This window comes from Mesorhizobium sp. M7A.F.Ca.AU.001.01.1.1 (genome assembly GCF_004022735.1).
In the GTDB taxonomy this organism is placed as follows: Bacteria; Pseudomonadota; Alphaproteobacteria; order Rhizobiales; family Rhizobiaceae; genus Mesorhizobium; species Mesorhizobium ciceri.
This window is the reverse complement of sequence record NZ_RZPF01000681.1, coordinates 1-3,559: the sequence shown is the minus strand read 5'-3', so window position 1 is coordinate 3,559 and position 3,559 is coordinate 1. Positions and strand designations below refer to the sequence as shown.

Annotated in this window: 3 protein-coding genes; 1 reads left to right on the top strand and 2 read right to left on the bottom strand. The window is 63.1% G+C overall.

Going from position 1 to position 3,559, the window contains the following annotated elements; all coding sequences use genetic code 11:
• On the top strand, positions 1–796 hold a 796-nt coding region (locus EN884_RS29720; RefSeq protein WP_128360906.1), incomplete at its 5' end, for a glycosyltransferase.
• A gap of 18 nt (positions 797–814) precedes the next feature.
• Here EN884_RS29720 and EN884_RS29715 read toward each other — a convergent pair.
• Both EN884_RS29715 and EN884_RS29710 read right to left on the bottom strand, forming a co-directional pair.
• Positions 815–1,837 carry a phosphoribosyltransferase family protein gene (locus EN884_RS29715; RefSeq protein WP_013528105.1) on the bottom strand — a complete coding sequence of 341 codons (1,023 nt, stop codon included), beginning with the start codon at positions 1,835–1,837 and terminating at the stop codon, positions 815–817.
• A gap of 52 nt (positions 1,838–1,889) precedes the next feature.
• Positions 1,890–3,386: a lipopolysaccharide biosynthesis protein gene (locus tag EN884_RS29710; protein WP_063169884.1), complete on the bottom strand. Its 1,497-nt coding sequence runs from the start codon at positions 3,384–3,386 to the stop codon at positions 1,890–1,892.
• Between the last annotated feature and the right edge of the window lie 173 nt (positions 3,387–3,559).

The window sequence follows — 3,559 nt, the reverse complement described above, 5'->3', positions numbered from 1 at the left end:
CGCCGTGGTCCAGTGTCACAAATCGGTTCCGATCGGCAAGGCGCTGCAGGCGGAGGGCGTGCCTCTGGTCGTTTATCTCCGCAATGTCGAGTTCCATGAACTGGGCGGCGATCTGCGCGAATTGCATTCGGCGCTTTACATTGCCAATTCGGATTTCACCGCGCGAACCTACAAAAAAGAATTCGGCATCGAGGCAGCGGTGATCCCGCCAACCATCAACCCGGCGCATTACTCGACGCCGACGACGGGCCAGTTCGTCACGCTGATCAACCCTTATGAGGAAAAGGGGTTTGAGCTCGCGGTGCGGATTGCCGGCGCCTGCCGCGAAATTCCATTCCTGTTCGTCGAAAGCTGGAAGCTCGACGACGATCACCGGGCGCGGATCGAACAGACGATCGCTCCCTTGGGCAATGTCGTCCTGGAGAGCCGCACCAGCGACATGAAGACGGTCTATGGCCGCACGAAGATCCTGCTTGCTCCCAGCAAGTGGGAAGAGGCGTGGGGCCGCGTCGCTTCGGAGGCCCATTGCAGCGGAATCCCCGTTATCGGTTCGCGGCGCGGCGGTCTGCCCGAGGCTGTCGGCTCCGGTGGCGTGGTGCTGGATTACGATGCTCCGCTGGCCGATTGGGTCGCGGCCGTCAGGCGGCTGTGGAACGACAACCAGGAATATGACCGGCTTTCCAGTCTCGCTCGCAGCTTCGCCGGGCGCCCGGAACTCGATCCCGATCGCCAGTTCATCACCTTCTTCTCGATACTGGACAGGGCCATGCAGCAGCGCGCGCGACAGGCGGCCTGACGACGCCGCCTGAGCAGGTCAGGCCGGACGCTTGACCCGGCTTTTCAGCGTCTCGTAGCCGCGGGCGCCAAGCAGTGCGCGGGCAATGGTCTTGGCGGCGCTCTTGCGGCCCTCTTGCGACTTGATCTGCCGCAGCCTTGCCGGCAGGTTGCGGGCCGCCTGGCCAAGTGCCGGCAGCGACAGCGCGTCGGGGAAGCTGACCATATGCGTTTCGACGCACAGCACCGGCTTGCCTGACAGTTCGGTGATCTTCAGCGCCTGTTCGTGCTCGCTCTCGATGAACAGGATGGCATCGGACTTGCGGTAGAAATCGGCCTTGAAACTGCCATGCGCGCCGAGTCGTTGCCGTTCCGCCTTGCTCGGCAGATCGAGCATGATCAGCTGGTCGTATTTGATCTCATGCTTGGCGAGCCATGCCTCGGTGAGCGCGCGGTATTTCTCCAGCCGGCTGGTGACCAGCCAGCCGATCCTGTGGGTCGCGACATGGAGCGGCCGCGCTTCGCTGAGGAATTTCTCATAGGCCGGGCCGTCGTCGTTTTCCGCCTCTGTCGGGTCGAGGCACAGCACGCCGTCAATGTCGACGCAGCATTGCGCCAGGAATTTGTGATGCATGAAGTTCCACTGGAACATGCGCGGATGCGGCACGACCTCGAAGACGAGGTCGGTTTCCTGGTGCAGGGGCTCAAGGCCGAACACGGCGGCAAAGGTGAAGTCCGCCTCGATGCCCGCAGCCTGGATGCGGGCGCGTGCGTCGCGCATGGCGTTGCCGCCGGCGACGCTGTCGTCGATCACCAGCACCTTGCGCATCTCGGAAACCTTGCGGTCGAGAGCGGCCCGGCGCTTGGTGACGCCTGATGTGTAGATTCGCCCAGCCAGGAAGCTGTCGAGATCGGTCATCGGAATGTTCGCCGCAAGGCTGACCAGCGTCGCTGCCAAAACGCCGCTTCTCGGCACACCGACGACCAGGTCGATGTCGCGCGGCAGCCGGTGCAGGCCCCTGACGATGGCGTCGTTCATATCGGAGATCGATCGGTAGTGCATGGTTCAGACCTGGTCCTGGAGGAGATGTCCGTAGCAGTCGAAGACGCCCAAATTATTGCGCTTCGCGCGGCGCTGCCGCAGGCAGCCTTGCCGGCAGCATCTTGAGCGCCTCGCGCAAGGCTTCGCGGCCGGAGGCGAATGCCAGTGCGATGATGATTGTGATGAGGTAGGCGAACACGGCGCTGCTGGCCAGGGCGACGACATGCTGCTGCGGCAGCAGTGGCTTGACGAACCAGATCGCGGCCAGCGCCAGATGGGCGCCAAGCACGAACGGCGTTGCCGCGCGCAGCACATGATGCGCCTGCAGCGGTCCGCTCTTGCCGACATAGAGCCATAGGAACGGCGTCCGCAGATATTCGCTGATCGCATAGGCGATCGCCACGCCCAGCGCGCCATAGGGCAGGCCGAGCATGAAAGCCAGCACCGACGTCACGGCCGTTATGATGCCCCAGCGCATGAAATCGCCGGAGCGGCCCTGGCTGACGAAAAGCCACCCCGCCGGATTGTTGAGCGGCTGCAGCAGCCCGGCAAAGCCGAGCGCCAGGAAAATCGAGGCGCTTGCGCGCCATTGCTCGCCGAGCACGAAGGGGATCAGCACATCCGACATCGCGGTGGCGAAGGCGACACCGGGAAGCGCCACCAGCAGGATCAGCGGCATGACGCGCAGATAGGCGCTGCGGTAGCGATCCGGCTCGTCCTTCAGCCTGGAAAGTGCTGGAACCATCACCTTCGACAAGGGGTTGGTGATCTGGCTCAGCGGAAACAGAAGCAGCTTGTAGGCGCGGTCATAGAGGCCGAGCTGCGCCTCGCCCCAATATTTGCCGATCAGCACGTTGTCGAGGTTGCGGGCAAAGAAATTGGCGAAGTTGAAGCCGGTGATGCCGGCGCCGAAATTGATCAGCTCGCCGATGCCGGCGACCTTGCGCGGCAGGCCCGGACGCCAGCGCGAACTCGCCCAGTAGCAGAGCGTCGGCAGCACGGCACCGGTCAGCGTGCCGGCAAACAGGGCCCAATAGGAGCGATCGATGAAGGTCCAGGCGATCGACACGGCAAGCCCGGCGATGGCGCTGGCGACGTCGATGACGGCCAGCCGGCCGAACTGCATACGGCGCGTCAAGAGCGCCAGATGCTGGGCGCCAAGCCCATAGGCCATGATCTGCAGCCCGAACGCAGCCACCAGACCTGTCACGCGCGGCTCGCCGTAGAAGGCAGCAACCAGGGGCGCGGCACCCGCAAGCACGCAAGCCAGGATCGCGCTGACGGCGACATTGATCCAGAAGAGGTAGTTCACCTCCTCATGCCGGATGCCTGATTTCTGGATCGTTGCCTGGGTCAGGCCGAAATCCTGGAACAGTGCGATAAAGGCAAGCACCGGCGCGCACATCGCCACGACACCGAAATCCTGTGGCGACAACAACCGCGACAGCACGATAACCGACAGAATCTGTGTCGCGACCCGCACCGATTGCGCCATGGCCGTGACAACCGCGCCGCGCCCAACCGATTTGCGCAAGGAGCCTTCTGGCGGATCGAATGCATTGGCTTCCAAATTCAGGATTCCTGATTTTTTACGTGGATTTTCGAGCCCGAAAATCCACGACCGCCGCCGACCACAAACTACGGCAATAATTTTGCAGTGCAACAGAAAACGTGGACCGCCGCACCAAAAATGTTGCGATGCAGCAAGACCTGTACTAGCATTCCCTCGGGTGGGCCAACAGC

Excerpts from the sequence above, each read along its gene's own strand:
- EN884_RS29715 (WP_013528105.1), bottom strand. The coding sequence starts at position 1,837 with ATGCACTACCGATCGATCTCCGATATGAACGACGCCATCGTCAGGGGC.